The organism is Mycolicibacter heraklionensis (assembly GCF_001021505.1).
In the GTDB taxonomy this organism is placed as follows: Bacteria; Actinomycetota; Actinomycetes; order Mycobacteriales; family Mycobacteriaceae; genus Mycobacterium; species Mycobacterium heraklionense.
Map to the genome: position 1 here is coordinate 84139 of NZ_LDPO01000007.1, position 15190 is coordinate 99328.

Annotated in this window: 12 protein-coding genes; 8 read left to right on the forward strand and 4 right to left on the reverse strand. The window is 66.6% G+C overall.

The window, feature by feature from the left end:
* The first annotated feature begins 75 nt into the window (after positions 1–75).
* Positions 76–711 (forward strand): TetR/AcrR family transcriptional regulator, encoded by a 636-nt coding sequence (locus ABW16_RS10675; RefSeq protein ID WP_047319150.1) that lies wholly within the window; start codon positions 76–78, stop codon positions 709–711.
* A 7-nt stretch (positions 712–718) separates the two neighbouring features.
* Here ABW16_RS10675 and ABW16_RS10680 read toward each other — a convergent pair whose 3' ends face one another.
* Positions 719–1141 (reverse strand): hypothetical protein, encoded by a 423-nt coding sequence (locus ABW16_RS10680; protein WP_047319236.1) that lies wholly within the window; start codon positions 1139–1141, stop codon positions 719–721.
* A 78-nt stretch (positions 1142–1219) separates the two neighbouring features.
* On the opposite strand from ABW16_RS10680, the gene ABW16_RS10685 reads away from it, so the two are divergent.
* Complete coding sequence (locus ABW16_RS10685; RefSeq protein WP_047319151.1) at positions 1220–2080, forward strand: LLM class F420-dependent oxidoreductase; 861 nt, start codon at positions 1220–1222, stop codon at positions 2078–2080.
* Between the two features lie 340 nt (positions 2081–2420).
* Here ABW16_RS10685 and ABW16_RS10690 read toward each other — a convergent pair whose 3' ends face one another.
* Complete coding sequence (locus ABW16_RS10690; RefSeq protein ID WP_047319152.1) at positions 2421–3029, reverse strand: TetR/AcrR family transcriptional regulator; 609 nt, start codon at positions 3027–3029, stop codon at positions 2421–2423.
* A gap of 87 nt (positions 3030–3116) precedes the next feature.
* Here ABW16_RS10690 and ABW16_RS10695 point away from each other — a divergent pair, with 87 nt between their 5' ends.
* From ABW16_RS10695 to ABW16_RS10715, 5 genes are read left to right on the forward strand one after another with little or no spacing between them, the layout of a single operon-like run.
* Entirely contained in the window at positions 3117–3650 is a 534-nt protein-coding gene (locus ABW16_RS10695) for a DUF4242 domain-containing protein (RefSeq protein ID WP_047319153.1), read from the forward strand.
* A complete protein-coding gene (locus tag ABW16_RS10700) occupies positions 3647–4693 on the forward strand; it encodes an acyl-CoA dehydrogenase family protein (RefSeq protein WP_047319154.1) in 1047 nt (348 codons plus the stop codon). Before ABW16_RS10695 ends, ABW16_RS10700 begins: the two co-directional genes overlap by 4 nt.
* Positions 4669–5409, forward strand: a complete 741-nt coding sequence (locus ABW16_RS10705; RefSeq protein ID WP_047319155.1) for an ABC transporter ATP-binding protein — start codon at positions 4669–4671, stop codon at positions 5407–5409. Before ABW16_RS10700 ends, ABW16_RS10705 begins: the two co-directional genes overlap by 25 nt.
* Positions 5406–6575, forward strand: coding sequence for an ABC transporter substrate-binding protein (locus ABW16_RS10710; protein WP_047319156.1), 1170 nt, complete (start codon positions 5406–5408; stop codon positions 6573–6575). The genes ABW16_RS10705 and ABW16_RS10710 overlap by 4 nt, the downstream gene beginning before the upstream one ends.
* On the forward strand, positions 6572–7393 hold the full coding sequence (locus ABW16_RS10715; RefSeq protein WP_047319157.1) for an ABC transporter permease: 822 nt from the start codon (positions 6572–6574) through the stop codon (positions 7391–7393). Before ABW16_RS10710 ends, ABW16_RS10715 begins: the two co-directional genes overlap by 4 nt.
* Positions 7394–7411: 18 nt before the next feature.
* Here ABW16_RS10715 and ABW16_RS10720 read toward each other — a convergent pair whose 3' ends face one another.
* A complete protein-coding gene (locus ABW16_RS10720; protein ID WP_047319158.1) occupies positions 7412–8863 on the reverse strand; it encodes a glutamate synthase subunit beta in 1452 nt (483 codons plus the stop codon).
* Positions 8856–13472: a glutamate synthase large subunit gene (gltB, locus tag ABW16_RS10725; RefSeq protein ID WP_047319159.1), complete on the reverse strand. Its 4617-nt coding sequence runs from the start codon at positions 13470–13472 to the stop codon at positions 8856–8858. The genes ABW16_RS10720 and gltB overlap by 8 nt, the downstream gene beginning before the upstream one ends.
* 264 nt (positions 13473–13736) lie before the next feature.
* On the opposite strand from gltB, the gene glnA reads away from it, so the two are divergent.
* Positions 13737–15161 carry a type I glutamate--ammonia ligase gene (glnA, locus tag ABW16_RS10730; RefSeq protein ID WP_047319237.1) on the forward strand — a complete coding sequence of 475 codons (1425 nt, stop codon included), beginning with the start codon at positions 13737–13739 and terminating at the stop codon, positions 15159–15161.
* Positions 15162–15190 lie beyond the last annotated feature (29 nt).

The following is a 15190-nucleotide window of genomic DNA, read 5'->3' on the forward strand; positions in this document are numbered from 1 at the left end:
GCGCCAGATTATCAACGGTGTGTCGAGTGAGTCAACACCCTGTTGATTAAATCGACGTCGTGTAAAGTAGCCGCCATGGCCAGCCCAAATGCGACCCGTCATGGGCGCCGTGCAGCGCGGCCGTCCGGCGACGATCGGGAACTCGCGATCCTGGCCACGGCCGAGCGGCTGCTCGAGCAGCGTCCCCTGGCCGAGATCTCGGTCGACGACCTGGCCAAGGGCGCGGGGATCTCGCGACCCACTTTCTACTTCTATTTCAAGTCCAAGGACGCGGTGCTGCTCTCACTGTTGGAACCGCTGATCGCGGCCGCCGACTCGGAGTTCGTCGGGGCGGTGCAACGGCTGCCCACCGACCCGCGCCGGATCTGGCGCAGCGGCATCAAGGCGTTCTTCGTCGCGTTCAGCTCGCACCGGGCGATCGCCCGGGCCGGCACCGAGGCGCTGGCCACCAGCCCGGAATTCAAAGCGATGTGGAATGGCTTCATGCAGCGATGGATCCAGCAGACCGCCGCGATGATCACCGCCGAACGCGAGCGCGGCGCGGCGCCGGCGACCATCGACGCGCTGGATCTCGCGACGTCGCTGAATCAGATGAACGAACGCACCATGATGGCAGCGCTGGTGGCCGAGCAGCCGTCGGTGCCCCACGAGAAGGTGGTCGACACGCTGACCCACGTCTGGGTCAGCAGCATCTACGGTCAGGCGTCCTGAGGCCTGCTCAGAACTGAGCGGCGCCGAATCCGGCCAGCAGCACCGAGAAACCGCCGATCTCACCCACGATGAGCAACACCATGCCGACGCGCAGGAACCAGCCGCCCGACTCGAATTGGTTCGTGGTGTCGCGCAGTGCGCCGTGCAGCATGTAGCTGCCGATCGCGGTGACGAAGAAGTACACCACCACCATCGCCGCGGTCATGTTGACCCAGGTCGGCCAGCCGCTGAGTTCGACGAACACCGCGACCAACAGCGTGGCGAAGGAGTACATCAGCGCCGCTCGGTGTGCGATGTCAACGTAGACGTGCGCCTGGCGATTCTCCGAGGTGGCGATCTGCTGGTACTTCCATACCCCCAGCAGCAGCGCCAGCAGGAAGATCAGGCCGGCCGCCAACAGGGTCACCTTGGTGTCGATCCCCAGGGTTATGTCCACCGGGTGAGCCTACTTCCCGCCACCTGAGTTCGCGGATTCACCGACCCGGTGATCGCCGCTAGGCTCGGCGGGATGCGCTTCGCGTTCAAGACCTCACCCCAGAACACCACCTGGGCCGACATGCTGGCGGTCTGGCGAGCCGCGGACGATATCGACGTCTACGAGTCCGGCTGGACCTTCGACCACTTCTACCCGATCTTCTCCGACCCCACCGGGCCGTGCCTGGAGGGCTGGACCACCCTGACGGCGTTGGCCCAGGCGACCACCCGGTTGCGAGTGGGCACCTTGGTGACCGGGATCCACTATCGCCATCCCGCCGTGCTGGCCAACATGGCCGCCGCCCTCGACATCATCTCCGGCGGACGGTTGGAGCTGGGAATCGGCGCGGGCTGGAACGAAGAGGAGTCCGGCGCCTACGGAATCGAGTTGGGCAGCATCTCCGAGCGCTTCGACCGCTTCGAGGAGGCCTGCCAGGTCCTCATCGGCCTGTTGAGCGCGGACACCACCAGCTTTTCCGGCACCTATTACCAACTGACCGACGCCCGCAACGAGCCCAAGGGGCCGCAGCGCCCACACCCGCCGATCTGCATCGGCGGCAGCGGCGAGAAGCGCACCCTGAAGATCACGGCGAAATACGCCCAGCACTGGAACTTCGTCGGCGGCACTGCCGCCGAGTTCGCCCGCAAGCGCGACGTGTTGGCCGGCCATTGCGCCGATATCGGACGCGACCCGAAGCAGATCACCTTGTCGGCGCACCTGCGGTTGCAGCCGGATCTCGATTACGGCCGGTTGATGGAGGACGCCGCAGCCCTGGGCGCCGAGGGCTTGGACCTGGCGATCGTCTACCTGCCGGCGCCCTACGACCCGGCGGTGCTGGAACCGTTGGCCGAAGCGATCCGCGAGTCCGGCCTGCTGGCGCAGATTACGAACTGATAACAGTCAGCAAACTCCGCTCGGGAATCCGCTCCCGCCGGTTCGGTCGAACCTACGTCGCGAAGCGCAAGAGTTCGTCAGCGGTGATCAACCGCTCGTGCTTGGCTGGGAACTCCCGGCTCCTGCGCGGATGCCGCAGCAGTGACCAGGCCATACGGCCCATCCGGTATCGGTATATCGGGTTGATGTACACGGCGCTGACCCCCGCCCCGGTTCGGACCAGATTGGAATAATGCGGACCATGTTAACAAGCTGTTAACGCGGATCACATAGCTGACCATTAGACACCCGTCGCATGGCAAACAAGACACGACGCGCCGACACTTGAGGCAGAAGTTGTTCAAGTGACGTGTGGGGCTGTAGTCGTGAGTCGTTCGGCGGCCAGCCGACGAGCTCGAACGATCGGCGCGACGGACCGTTCGACTTTGGAGCCCACCAATGCGCCGTCATAGAGCAACTGCAGGTCGCCCGCCCGCTCCTCGGCGTCGGCAACACCGGCTTGAGCGAGTAGACCCGCCAACGTCGTGTGCATCCAGCGACGATGCGCCACCACCGGCTCGAGTTCGGTCCCCGCGTACGCGCCGGCCGCGTTGACATACAGGCACCCGCGGTAGCGGCGCTTCTTGGCGGCCACCGCGGCCAGGTCGAAGAACAACAGGATCTGCTCGACGGGATCGTCCAGTCGAGCCGCGGCACCGTGATAGCGCTTGCGATCAGCCTGATCCAAAGCATGGAGGTAGGCCAGCACGAGCGCGTCCTTTGAACCGTAGAGGCTGTAAAGGCTCGCCTTGGCGACCCCGGCTTCGGCCAAGATCCGGTCTATACCCACTTCCCGAATGTCTTGTGCCGCAAAGAGTTCGGTTGCCTTCTCAAGCAGACGTTGCGCGGGCGGCGCGCCGCGCGTGGCGTGCGAGGCCTGGTCCCGGCCCGATCCGGTCGTGCGCGTCATGGCAGCAGATTAACCCAGTCGCTTCGATAGACAGGGTTGTCTATCGCTGGCACCGTCGAAGCCATCCGACGGCGAAAGGACAACCCCATGACTCTGTACCTCTACGAGATCGCTCCGCTGCGCCTCGACCGCTCCGACGCCGACCGGGCAATCAAGGAACTCGACGCCGTCATCCACCGAGACGGCGGCGAACTGATCGAGGCCCAGGTGACCGGTGAGGCGCACCGGATCTTCGCGATCGCGGAATTCGGCTCCTGTCAGGCGCCTTCGATCGACGCGGCGACGTTGTCGGTGGCCGAGGCCAGCGGTCCGCACCCGGTACGACTGGTCGGCGCCGAACTCGCGGAACTCAAGGCCGCCCGCCCCGCCGCAGGCTATCTCGTCGAATGGGACCTGCCCGCCGATTTGGACATGGACACCTATCTGGCCCGTAAGAAGGCCAAGTCGCCGAAATACGCCGATGTCCCCGAGGTGACCTTCTTGCGCACCTACGTGCGCGAAGACATGGACAAGTGCCTGTGCTTCTACGACGCCCCGGACGAGACCGCGGTCCGCCGGGCTCGCGAGGCCGTCACCACCCCGATCGACCGACTGCACCGGCTGGAAGGCGAGCAACGGTGAGCGCTCCGGTGCACCTCGTGCACACCGCGCTGGCCGACCTCACCGCGATCGTGGCGGACCGCGCCGAGGCGCTCGACTCCGGTGGCCTTGACGTCCGCGACGACCTGACCCGCTTCGGGTCGGCGGGATTCTTCGAGGCGGCACTGCGCGACGACGGCCTGCCGGAGTTGGTTTCCATGATCGAACACACCGCGGCGGCGAGCCTGGCGGTCGGATTCTCCTTGTGGGCGCACACCATGGCGGTGACCTACTTGGCCCACGCGCCGGCGCCGGCACGGGAGGGCAGGTTGGAGGCGCTGAGCACCGGCGCCCGCGCTGGAGTGACGGCGATGGCCGCCGGGCTCAAGCAGGTCGCCGGCCTGGGCCCGGTTCCGCTGGTCGCCGAGGGTTCCGGTGACGATCTGCGGATCACCGGACCGATTCACTGGGCGTCCAACGTCTTCGACGATTCCCTGATCGTGTTGCCGGCCCGCCGCCCCGACGGTGCAACCCTGGTTGCGGTGGTCGATGCGAATCTTCCGGGCATCACGATCAACCCGGCTCCGGACTTGATGGCGCTGGAGGCCACCGCCTCGACATCGCTGCGCCTGCACGATGTCGCGGTCTCACCGGAGCAGATTCTCACCGACGACCTGGCGTCCTTCGTCAGCACGATTCGACCGACATTTCTGTTGCTGCAGACCGCCTTCTGCGTCGGAGTGGCCGCCGCCGCGCTCGAGGGCGCCGGTCAGGCCGGCGGCAGGCTGGCCGAGCAGTTCGGTACCGAGCGCGCCGAACTCGGCGAACAGCTCCACCAGCTGCGCGACAAGCTGTTCACGCTGGCCGGCCGCTCGCACGCAGCCGGCCTCGCCGAGATCATTCGGCTGCGCCTGGACGCCGCGACCACCGCGGTGAACGCCACCCGGCTGGAATCGACGTTGGCCGGCGGCGCCGGCTACGCCACCCGCAGCGCGGCCAACCGGCGCTTTCGGGAAGCGGCCTTTCTCCCCATCCAATCGCCATCGGAAGGACAACTGCGGTGGGAACTGAGTCGGTACGTGTAGCCCAGGGCAGCAAGCGGTTTGGCTCCGTCACCGTCTTGCGCGATATCAATATCTCGGTCGGTGACGGTGAGTTCGTCGCGGTCCTGGGCAGCAGTGGCAGCGGCAAGTCGACACTGCTGCGGGTGCTGGCCGGGCTGGAGTCGCTGGACGGCGGCACTGTCACCTGGAATTCCGACGGCAACCGGCCACGTACCGGTGTGGTGTTCCAGCGGCCGCTGCTGATGCCCTGGCTCACCGTCGCCGAAAATGTCGCCTACGCACGGCGATTCGCCGCCCACCGCGCTGACTTCGACCCGGCGCGCGCCGCTGAGTTGATGGCCCGATTCGGTGTCGACCAGCTGGCCGATCGCTACCCCGATCAGCTGTCGGGAGGTCAGGCGCAACGCGTGGCCATTCTGCGCGCGGTGGCCACCAACCCGCGGTTGTTGTTGCTCGACGAACCGTTCAGCGCCCTGGACCCGACCACCCGCACCGACCTACAGGGCTGGCTGGCGCAGTTGGCAGCGGAGCTGGGGGTGACCGTTGTCCTGGTGACTCACGATGTCGACGAAGCACTGCGGCTGGCCGAGCGGGTTGTGCTGCTCGGCGCCGACGGGCGGCTGCGCAACGAGTGGCTGGTCGGCGGCACCGCAGCGGACGATCACGCCGGCCTGCGACAGGAGATCTTGGCGCACTACGACGCCGACCGCGTTGGCGACGTAGGAGTGCGGGCGTGACCACGCTGACACGGCGCGGCCTGCTGATCGGCGCGGCGGCTGCCGCGGCGGCCGGCGGCGTCTTCGGGATCGGCGATCTGGCCCGCAGTGCCACCGTCGGCCGCGCCTCCGACAGCACCGGCCCGCTGCGCATCGGTTACCTGCCGATCACTGACGCCGCCCCACTGTTGCTGGCGCACAGCGCCGCGTTGTATCCGGCCGGGCTGGTCAGTTCGGCCAAACCCGTGCTGTTCCGCAGCTGGGCAGCGCTGGGCGAGGCCTTCGTCACCGGCAAAGTGGATGTGGTGCATCTACTGATGCCGATGGCCGTCCAGCTGCGCTACGCCCTGGGCGGCGGCGTTCGGGTATTGGGCTGGAATCACACCAACGGCTCGGCGCTGACCGTGGCGCCGCACATCAAGGACCTGGCGGACCTGGCCGGCACCCAAGTGGCCATCCCGTTCTGGTGGTCCATCCACAACATCGTGCTGCAGCAGCTGCTGCGCGCGCACGGATTGCGACCAGTCGTGCGACGCAGCGCTTCTCGCGCCGCACGCACCGTGGAGCTGATCGTGATGAGCCCATCGGACATGGTGCCCGCACTGGCCAACCGCTCGATCGGCGGCTACGTCGTGGCAGACCCGTTCAACGCGGTCGCCCAGATCAAGAAGATCGGCCGCATCCACACCTTCCTCGGCGACGTCTGGCGTGACCACGCCTGCTGCGTGCTCATCACCCGCGACGACGTGATCGCCCAGCGACCCACCGCCATCCAACAGGTGACCGACGCCGTGGTCGGCGCCCAGCTGCTGCTGAACTCCGACCGCGTCAAAGCGGCCAAAGCCCTTGGCGGGGGCCACTACCTGCCGCAACCGGTGCCGGCGGTGCAGCTGGCGCTCACCTATCCCGATCCCCCGTATCCGCTGGCGCATCCGGACTGGCAGCCGCAGCGGTTGGGCTTCACCCCGTTTCCCTTTGCCGGCTTCACCCACCGCCTCGTCGAGGCCATGGGTGAGACGGTCATCGACGGCGATCGCCGCTTCCTGGACCGATTGGATCCCGCCCGGGTGCACGCTGACCTCGTCGACGACCAGTTCGTGCGATCTGCCCTGGCGCAACACGGCGGGCCCGGCGCGTTCGGCCTGGCCGCATCCCTCACCCGAGAAGAACAGGTACTCGCCTCATGACGACCATCGCAGTGCAGCGCAGTGACCAGCCCGGCCCCGGTGCCGATGCGGGCGGGCGGTCTCGGTGGTGGCCGCGGGTATGGCCGCCGGTCGCCAGTGTCGGCGTTGCCATCACGCTGTGGTGGGCGGCCACATCTGCACTCTGCGCGCCGCAGTCACTGCTGCGGCAGACCGCACCGCAGCATGTCCTTGCGGCGCTGGCGGACCTGGTCAGTCGGGGCGTGCTGCTGGCCGACACCGCCGTGAGCCTCTACCGTCTGCTGATCGGTCTGCTGATCGCCGCGCTGGTCGGCATCCCGGCCGGCCTGCTCATCGGCCTGAGCCGCACCGCGGAGCGGGCGGCCGGGCCGGTGGTGGCGTTCCTGCGGATGATCTCTCCGCTGTCGTGGACCCCGATCACCGTGGCGGTGTTCGGTATCGGCAGCCAGCCGGTGATCTTCCTGATCGCCGCCGCGGCGGTCTGGCCGGTGCTGCTCGGAACGGTCGCCGGGGTACATGCGATCGACCCGGGATATCTCCATGTCGCGCGGTCGTTGCACGCCAGCCGGTTCGAGCAGTTGACCGCGGTGGTGCTGCCGGCGGTCCGCGTACAGGTACAGAACGGTCTGCGGCTCGCCCTCGGCATCGCCTGGGTGGTGCTGGTGCCTGCCGAAATGCTCGGCGTGCGGTCCGGTCTCGGGTACCAAATCCTCAACGCCCGCGATCAGCTCGCCTACGACCAGGTGGTCGCGGTGATCGCCGTCATCGGTGTACTGGGCTACCTGCTCGACCTGGCGGCCCGCATCCTGCTCGCGCCACGCCGCCACGCGCAGCGCTGATACCTGACCAGCTGCCCGCTACCGAATGGGTGCCGCCGTCGAAACGATCGGCAACGGCAATGCGGTGCGACCCATCAGATAACGGTCCACACTGGCCGCTGCGGAGCGTCCCTCGGCGATCGCCCAGACGATCAGGGACTGGCCTCGACCCATGTCCCCGGCGACGTAGACACCCGGCACCGCGGTGGCGTACTCCGCGTCGCGTGCCACGGTGCCGCGTTCGGTGAACTCCACACCCAGGTCGGCCAGCAGCGGCGAGCGTTCCGGCCCGACGAAGCCCATCGCGAGCAGCACCAGGTCGGCTTCCAGCTCGAAGTCGGTGCCGTCCACCTTCTCGAAACCGCCGCCCCGGCGGCGCACCTCGTGGGCCCGCAACCCGGTCACCCGACCGTCGCGTCCGGTGAACGCCTCGGTGTTGACCGAGAACACCCGCTCACCACCCTCCTCGTGCGCTGACGTCGTCCGCATGATCAACGGATAGGTCGGCCACGGCGTGGAGGGGTCACGAATCTCCGGAGGGCGCGGCATGATCTCGAACTGGTGCACGCAGGTCCCGCCCTGGCGGTGCACCGTGCCCAGGCAGTCGGCGCCGGTGTCACCACCACCGATGATGACCACCTTCTTGCCGTGCGCGGTGATCGGGGGCTCGGCCAGATCGCCGGCCTGCACCCGGTTCGCCCACGGCAGGTATTCCATCGCCTGATGGATGCCGTCCAGCTCCCGGCCCGGAACCGGCAGGTCGCGCCAGGCGGTAGCACCGCCGGCCAACACAACAGCGTCGAAGTCCGCGCGCAGCTGCTCGACCGTCAGGTCCACGCCGACGTTCACACCGGTCTGGAACGTCGTGCCCTCGCCGACCATCTGCTCCAGCCGCCGGTCCAGGATTCGCTTCTCCATCTTGAATTCTGGAATGCCGTAGCGCAGCAGCCCACCGATCCGGTCGTCGCGCTCGAACACCGTGACGGTGTGCCCCGCCCGAGTCAGCTGCTGGGCAGCAGCCAAGCCTGCCGGACCGGAACCCACCACCGCGACGGACTTGCCGGTGAGCACCGACGGCCGGATCGGCTCCGCCCAGCCCTCTTGGAAGCCGCGTTCGACGATCTCGTATTCGACCTGTTTGATGGTCACCGGCGGCTGGTTGATGCCCAGCACACAGGCCGGCTCGCATGGCGCGGGACAGAGCCGCCCGGTGAAGTCCGGGAAGTTGTTCGTGGCATGCAGCCGATCGAACGCCTCACGCCAGCGCCCGGTACGCACCAGGTCGTTCCACTCCGGGATGAGATTGCCCAACGGGCAGCCGTTGTGGCAGAACGGAATACCGCAGTCCATGCAGCGGCCCGCCTGCTGACGCAGGGTGTCCTCGGCGAAATCCTGATACACCTCGTTCCAGTCGCCCAGCCGCTCCGAGACCGGTCGACGCAGCGGCAGGATGCGCTGGGTGTTGGTGAGAAATCCTCTCGGGTCAGCCATGAGCCGCCGCCATAATCGCCTCCTCTGGATCTGTGCCGCTGGCTTTCGCCTCGGCGACCGCGGCGAGCACCCGCCGGTAGTCGCGCGGCATCACTTTGACGAAGTCCCTTCCGCGGTTGGCCCAATCGGCCAGGATCGCGCGGGCGGGCACCGAGTCGGTGGCGGCGGCATGCGCCGCCAGCACGTCACGCAGCCAGGCCACGTCGTCGGCGTCGAAATCGTCGAACGTGTCGAGGTCAACCATCTCGGTGTTCAGCCGGGCACCCAGCTCCCGGTCCGGGTCATAGACGTAGGCCACTCCCCCGGACATGCCGGCGGCGAAGTTGCGCCCGGTCGGGCCCAACACCACCACTTTGCCCCCGGTCATGTACTCACAGCCGTGGTCGCCGACTCCCTCGACCACCGCCACCGCACCGGAGTTGCGGACCGCGAACCGTTCGCCGACCACGCCCCGCAAAAACACTTCGCCGGACGTGGCACCGAACAGAATCACGTTGCCGCCGATGATGTTTTCCTCCGCGATGTAGCCGACCGGCGCATCCAGCGGGGGGCGGACCACGATCCGGCCACCGGACAGGCCCTTGGCGACATAGTCGTTGGCGTCGCCAAAGACCCGCAGGGTGATGCCCGGAGGGAGGAATGCACCGAAGCTGTTGCCGGCCGACCCGGTGAAGGTGATGTCGATGGTTCCGTCCGGCAACCCTTGGGCACCATAGGCTTTGGTGACCTCATAGCCGAGCATGGTGCCGACAGTCCGGTTGACGTTGGATATCGCGCTGGTGAATTGCACCGGGGTGCCCGAATCGAGAGCCTCGCGGCTCATAGCGATCAACTGCTGGTCCAATGCCTTGTCCAGACCGTGGTCCTGACTGGAGGTGCAGTACAGATCCTGGTTCATGAACGCTGACTCCGGTTCGTGCAGAACCGGTGCGAGGTCGAGCTTGTGGGCCTTCCAGTGGGCGCGGGCCAACGTGGTGTCCAGCGCGTTCACTTGCCCGACTGCCTCGTTGATGGTGCGGAATCCCAATGCCGCAAGGTACTCGCGAACCTCTTCGGCGATGAACCAGAAGAAGTTCTCGACGAATTCCGGCCGGCCACTGAACCGTTCGCGCAGCTCCGGGTTCTGAGTTGCCACCCCCACCGGGCAGGTATCCAGATGGCAGACCCGCATCATGATGCAACCCGAGACCACCAACGGCGCAGTGGCGAAGCCGAATTCCTCGGCCCCCAGCAGCGCGGCGATCACCACGTCGCGCCCGGTCTTGAGCTGGCCGTCCACCTGCACCACAATCCGGTCCCGAAGTCCGTTGAGCAGCAACGTCTGCTGGGTTTCGGCCAGGCCCAGCTCCCACGGAGCTCCGGCGTGCTTGAGTGAGGTCAGCGGCGCCGCCCCAGTGCCGCCGTCGTGACCGGAGATCAACACCACGTCGGCGTGCGCCTTGGACACTCCCGCCGCCACTGTTCCCACACCGTTCTCGGCGACCAGCTTCACGTGGATGCGAGCCTCCGGGTTGGCGTTCTTCAGGTCGTGGATCAGCTGCTTGAGGTCCTCGATGGAGTAGATGTCGTGGTGCGGCGGTGGAGAGATCAGCCCGACGCCCGGGGTGGCGTGCCGGACCTCGGCGATCCACGGATACACCTTGTTGCCCGGAAGCTGACCGCCCTCGCCGGGCTTGGCCCCCTGCGCGATCTTGATCTGCAGGTCAGTGCAGTTGACCAGGTATTCGCTCGTCACGCCGAATCGCGCCGAGGCGACCTGCTTGATCGCGCTACGCCGCCAGGAACCGTCGGCGTCGGGAAGGAAACGGTCGGCGTGCTCGCCGCCCTCACCGCAGTTGGAGCGGCCGCCGATCCGGTTCATCGCGATCGCCAGGGTCTCGTGTGCCTCGGCGGAGATCGATCCGTAACTCATCGCGCCCGTCGCGAACCGTTTGACGATCTCGGTGGCCGGTTCCACCTCCTCCAGAGGAACCGGTGGCCGCTCCCCGGCCTTGAACCGCAGCAGACCGCGCAGCGTGGCCAGGCGTTCACTCTGGTCGTCGACCAGCTTGGTGTACTCCCTGAAGACCTCGTACTGGCCGGTCCGGGTGGAGTGCTGCAGTTTGAACACCGTCTCCGGGTTGAACAGGTGGTGTTCGCCCTCGCGACGCCACTGGTACTCCCCGCCCACCGGCAGTTCGCGGTACGCCCGCTCTGCTGGGCGGTCCAGATAGGCCAGCCCGTGGCGGGCGGCGACATCGGCGGCGATGTCGTCGAGGGTGATACCGCCGATCGGGCAGTACAGGCCGGTGAAGTACTGGTCGAGAACGTCTTGGGAGATACCGATGGGCTGGAACAGCTGCGCCCCGGTATAGGACGCCCGCGTCGAGATCCCCATCTTGGACATGACTTTCAGCACACCCTTGGCGGCGGCCTTGGCGTAGTTGGACAACGCCTTGTCACGGTCTTGGGGCCCCTGCAAGCCTTCGATCAGGCCCCGGTCGAGCATGTCCTCGACGGACTCGAACGCCATGTACGGGTTGATGGCGGCGGCACCGAACCCGATCAGCGCCGCCATGTGATGCACCTCGCGGGCGTCACCGGACTCCACCACCAAGCCCACCTTGGTGCGGGTCCGCTCGGCGACCAGGTGATGATGCACCGCGGCCGTGGCCAACAGCGACGGGATGGGAGCCATCGTCTCGTCGGACTCCCGGTCGGAGATCACCAGGAAGCTGGCACCCTCGGCGATCGCCTCCGAGGCCCGAGCGCACACCTGCTTGAGCGCTGCGCGCAGTCCGGCACCGCCGGCGGCAGGCGGATACAGGCAGCTGATGACGGCCGTGGACAGCCCGTGCGGCCCCCGGGAACCGATCCGCTGCTGCGGGTCCAGCTTTACCAGCTTCGCCAGCTCGGAGTTGCTCAGGATCGGCTGCGGCAGCACGATCTGCCGCCAGGTGGGTTCTTCGGTGTTGAGCAGATCACCCTCCGGGCCGAGCGCGCCCTGCAGGCTGGTGATCACCTCTTCACGGATGGCGTCCAACGGTGGGTTGGTGACCTGGGCGAACAACTGCTGGAAGTAGTCGAACAGCAGGCGCGGGCGCGCCGAGAGCACCGCCACCGGGGTGTCAGTACCCATCGATCCGATCGGCTCGGCGCCGGCACGCGCCATCGGCGCGAGCACCAGATTGAGCTCTTCGTAGGTGTAGCCGAATATCTGCTGGCGCAACAGGACCCGGTGACGCTCCATCCGGGCTGCGTCACCGGGGGGAAGCTCGTCTATGCCGATCAGGCACTCATCGATCCACTGCTGGTACGGCCGTTCGCCGGCCAGCGTCGACTTGATCTCACGATCGGAGATGATCCGCCCGGCGGCGGTGTCCACCAGGAACATCTTCCCGGGCTGCAACCGCTGCCGGTGCACCACAGTGGCCGGGTCCAGGTCGAGCACACCGGCCTCGGACGCCATCACCACCAGCCCGTCTTCGGTGACCCAGATACGCGATGGCCGCAAGCCGTTGCGGTCCAACACCGCGCCCACCACCGTGCCGTCGGTGAAGGTCATGGAGGCCGGGCCGTCCCAAGGCTCCATGAGCGAGTCGTGGTACTCGTAAAAAGCCCGGGTGGGCCCGTCCATGCTTTCGTGCCGTTCCCAGGCCTCCGGGATCATCATCAGCACCGCGTGCGGCAGGCTGCGGCCACCCAGGTGCAGCAGCTCGAGCACTTCGTCGAACCGAGCCGTGTCGGAGGCGCCCGGCGTGCAGATCGGGAACAGCTTGTCGGCGCTGCGCTGGCCGCCTTCGGGGCCGAAGACGTCGGTGCGGATCAGCGCCTCGCGGGCGCGCATCCAGTTCTCGTTGCCGGTGACGGTGTTGATCTCGCCGTTGTGCGCGATACGGCGGAACGGATGGGCCAGCGGCCACGACGGGAAGGTGTTGGTGGAGAACCGAGAATGCACGATGCCCAGCGCGCTCTGCATCCGCTCGTCGGCCAGGTCGGGGTAGAACGCCTTGAGCTGCGGCGTGGTCAACATGCCCTTGTACACCATGGTCCGGCTGGAAAGGCTTGGGAAATAGACGGACTCCCGTCCCGGACCATCCTGTCCGGGACCCTTGCTGCCCAGCTCGTGCTCGGCGCGCTTGCGCACCACATAGGCCCGGCGCTCCAGGGCCATGCCCGACGCCCCGCCGATGAACAGCTGCCGGAAGGTCGGCATCGCATCCCGAGCCAGCGCGCCCAACGACGAGTCGTCGATCGGTACCTCGCGCCAGCCGAGCACCTGTAGGCCCTCGGCCTCGACGATCTTCTCCAGGCCGACACACGCTGCCGCCGACTCTTTGGCCGACTGCGGCAGAAAGGCGATCCCGGTGGCGTAACTGCCTTCGGGCGGCAGGTCGAAATCGGTTACGGCGCGCAGGAATAGGTCCGGAATCTGAATCAGGATCCCAGCGCCGTCACCGCTGTTCGGTTCGGCTCCGGCAGCGCCGCGGTGCTCCAGGTTGAGCAGCGCCGTGATCGACTTGTCGACGATGTCGCGACTGCGCCGGCCATGGATATCGACCACCATGGCCACCCCACACGCGTCGTGTTCGAACGCGGGGTTGTAGAGCCCCACCCGACTGGGTGCCATCGCCACCTGACCCTTCGCACGTCCTTGCCCGTTGCCCGGTATGGACAAGCGGTCAAGGGGATTGGTCCGTGCGACGTTGAACGGCGTTCCTGCCTGAAAAATCTCACAGGCAACGCCACGATATACCCCGACCTAGCAAACATGCTAGTTCGCAGGACAGCGAGCTTCCCGTGAGGTTTGTGTTACGCCAACGCAATAACTGGATGATGTCCAGGAAATGTGTGCTGCCTATCGTTTGGCTGTCTGCACGTGAAGGAGACCAATATGGCCGCCGACATTTTCAAGCTCGTCGCCGACGAGTCCGTTGAGTACGTCGACATTCGATTCTGCGACCTGCCGGGGGTTATGCAGCATTTCACGATCCCGGCCGCTGCGCTCGATGAAAGCGTATTCGAGGATGGCCTCGCCTTCGACGGCTCATCGATCCGCGGCTTTCAGTCCATCCATGAGTCGGACATGCTGCTGCTGCCCGACCCGGAAACCGCCCGCATCGATCCGTTCCGGGCCGCAAAGACGCTGAACCTCAACTTCTTCGTCCACGACCCGTTCACCCGTGAGCCGTATTCGCGCGACCCGCGCAACATCGCGCGGAAAGCCGAGAGCTACCTCACCAGCACCGGCATCGCCGACACCGCCTACTTCGGCGCCGAAGCCGAGTTCTACATCTTCGACTCCGTGAGCTTCGACTCTCAGATCAACGGCTCGTTCCACAAAGTGGATTCGATCGCCGGCTGGTGGAACACGGGCCGCACGACCGAAGCCGACGGCAGCCCCAACCTCGGCTACAAGGTTCGCCCCAAGGGCGGCTATTTCCCGGTCGCGCCGACCGATCAATACGTCGATCTGCGCGACGCAATGGCGACCAACCTCACGAACGCCGGTTTCACTGTCGAACGCGGCCACCACGAGGTCGGCACCGGCGGGCAAACGGAGATCAACTACAAGTTCAACACCCTGCTGCACGCCGCTGATGACCTGATGCTGTTCAAATACATCATCAAGAACACCGCTTGGGCGCACGGCAAGACCGTCACGTTCATGCCGAAGCCGCTTTTCGGGGACAACGGTTCAGGAATGCACGTACACCAGTCGGTATGGCAGGACGGTGAGCCACTGTTCTACGACGAGATCGGCTACGCCGGACTCTCCGACACCGCCCGGCACTACATCGGCGGCATCCTGCACCACGCGCCGTCGCTGCTGGCGTTCACCAACCCCACGATCAACTCCTACAAGCGCCTGGTCCCGGGCTACGAGGCGCCGATCAACCTGGTCTACAGCCAGCGCAACCGCTCGGCCTGCGTGCGTATCCCGATCACCGGCACCAACCCCAAGGCCAAGCGGCTGGAGTTCCGCTGTCCGGACTCGTCCGGCAACCCCTATCTGGCGTTCTCGGCCATGTTGATGGCCGGCATCGACGGCATCAAGAACAAGATCGAGCCGGCCGCCCCCATCGACAAGGACCTCTACGACCTCCCTGCCGACGAGGCGGCCGCGATCTCGCAGGCCCCGACCACCCTGGCCGAGGTGATGGACAACCTCGAGGCCGACCACGAATATCTCACCGAAGGTGGGGTTTTCACCCCGGACGTCATCCAGACCTGGATCAACTACAAGCGGGACAACGAGATCACCCCGGTCAACCTGCGCCCGCACCCCTACGAGTTCGCGCTGTACTACGACTGCTGACCCGGGCGCAAGCGCGACTCGCGCTTCTC